Source organism: Stenotrophomonas sp. PS02289, assembly GCF_029960115.1.
GTDB lineage: Bacteria > Pseudomonadota > Gammaproteobacteria > Xanthomonadales > Xanthomonadaceae > Stenotrophomonas.
The window spans coordinates 1-1,968 of sequence record NZ_JASCOZ010000314.1; the positions used below are offsets into that span (position 1 = coordinate 1).

Genomic DNA, 1,968 nt, shown 5'->3' on the forward strand with positions numbered 1-1,968 from the left:
AGATACGACCGGGCCCGCCGAAGCGGGCCCGGGAAAACATAGCAGCAGCGCGGGTTACGGGCCGGTGCGGATCGGCACGAAGGAGCTGTTGCCCCCGGCGCGGACCAGCAGCATGACCACGTCGCCCTTGGCGTAACCGGCCAAAGCCTTGTTCAGCGCGGCTACGCTGCCGACCGGGGTGCGCCCGACCTGCAGGATCACCATGCCCGGGGCCAGGCGGGCATCACGGGCCGACTGGCCGTTGACCTTGGTGATGCGCACGCCTTCACCGGCGTCCAGCCCGGCCTGGCGGCGCTGGTCTGCGGTCAGGTCGATGACGTCCAGACCCAGCAGGGCATTGGCCCCGGCCTGCGGCTTGGCCGCTTCGCCGGCCGCAGCGGTCGTGCCACGTGCGGCATCTTCTGCCAGTTCGGTCAGGGTGGCGGTCAGCTCCCGCTCCTTGCCGTCACGCAGCACGCTCAACCGGACCTTGCTGCCCGGCGGCAGCGCGCCGATCAGCGGCGGCAGGTCGCTGAAGGTGTTCACGGCGGTGCCGTTCACAGAACGGATCACGTCGCCCACTTCCAGCCCGGCCTTGGCAGCGGCGCTGCCGGGGACCAGTTCGTTTACCAGCGCACCACGGCTGTCAGGCAGCTTGAAGCCCTGCGCGACGTCGCCGGTGATCGCACCGACAATCGCGCCCAGCTGGCCGCGGCTGACCCGGCCGGTCTTCTTGATCTGCTCGACCGCGCCCATGGCCAGATCGATCGGGATCGCGAAGCTGATGCCCATGTAGCCGCCCGACGCCGAGAAGATCTGCGAGTTGATGCCGACGACCTCGCCCCGGGTATTGAGCAGCGGACCACCGGAATTACCCTGGTTGATCGCCACGTCGGTCTGGATGAATGGCACGTAGCGCTGGTCCTGGCCACCGGTGCTGCGGCCCACCGCGCTGACCACACCGGCGGTGACCGAGTTGTCCAGCCCGAACGGCGAGCCGATCGCCACCACCCACTGACCCGGCTTGAGCGTATTGGAATCACCCACGCGCACGGTCGGCAGGTTCTTGCCCTCGATCTTGAGCAGGGCCACGTCGTACTGCTGGTCGCTGCCGATCACCTTGGCGGTGAACTCACGGCGATCGCCGAGCTTGACCTTGACCTCACCGGCGTCGGCGACCACGTGGTGGTTGGTCAACACGTAGCCATCGGGCGAAATGATGAAGCCCGAACCCATGCCGCGGCCGCGGATGCTGGGGCCCTCATCGCCACCACCCCCCGGGCCCTGCCCCGGCATCGGGAAGTCCGGACCGAAGAAGCGGCGGAAGATTTCCGGCATGTCCTCGTCGCTCGGGCCGGCCCCGCGGGCCTGACGGTTGCTGCGGACGATGGTGGTTTCAATGTTGACCACGCCCGGACCGACCTGTTCCACCAGGTTGGTGAAGTCGGGCAACCCGGTCACCAGCGGCGCGGCCGGAGCACGCGGAGCCGGGGCGGCGGCCGCGGCGGCGGGCGCTTGAGGGGCCTGGGCGCAGGCGATCAGGGGAAGGGTCATGGCCAGCAGGGCCATAGCCTGCGTGCGGGTACGGGCGCTCATCAGACGCGAACCTCCGAATCAGGGATACAGGAACAGGGGGAAAAGCAGGGAGGACGCAGGACAGGTCAGTCCTGCGTCCGGGAACGGGGCAGCGGGGCCGGTTCGGCGTCCTGCAGGCGCGGCTCGAACGGGTAGAACGTGGCCTGCGGCTGCTGGGTGGAGAAGCTGGCGTTGAGGGCGCTTTCACCGCCCAGCGCAGAACGTGGCCACGGCTTGGCCTCCAGCTTGGGCACCTTCAACGGGTTCGGCTCGGTGGCGTAACGGGTCGTGGCAAGCACGAGCGGTGCCGCCTCCTGGCTCGCCACCGCCCGCGTCGGTTCGGCCGTCCGGGCGGCCACGCTGCGCGCGGCCTGCTGGTTGCGGGTGGCGCTGGAGCGACGCGCGGCCGTGGCG

General features: G+C 69.7%; 1 protein-coding gene and 1 pseudogene. Both read right to left on the reverse strand.

All coding sequences use genetic code 11. The features are described from left to right. Positions 1-54: 54 nt before the first annotated feature. On the reverse strand, positions 55-1,575 hold the full coding sequence (locus QMX83_RS21295; RefSeq protein ID WP_282298618.1) for a DegQ family serine endoprotease: 1,521 nt from the start codon (positions 1,573-1,575) through the stop codon (positions 55-57). 65 nt (positions 1,576-1,640) lie between these two features. Next, a pseudogene (locus QMX83_RS21300) lies at positions 1,641-1,968 on the reverse strand (anti-sigma factor); the annotation flags it as partial.

Bases quoted from the DNA above. Each gene is read 5' to 3' on its own strand.
- QMX83_RS21295 (WP_282298618.1), bottom strand. From the start codon at position 1,575: ATGAGCGCCCGTACCCGCACGCAGGCTATGGCCCTGCTGGCCATGACC.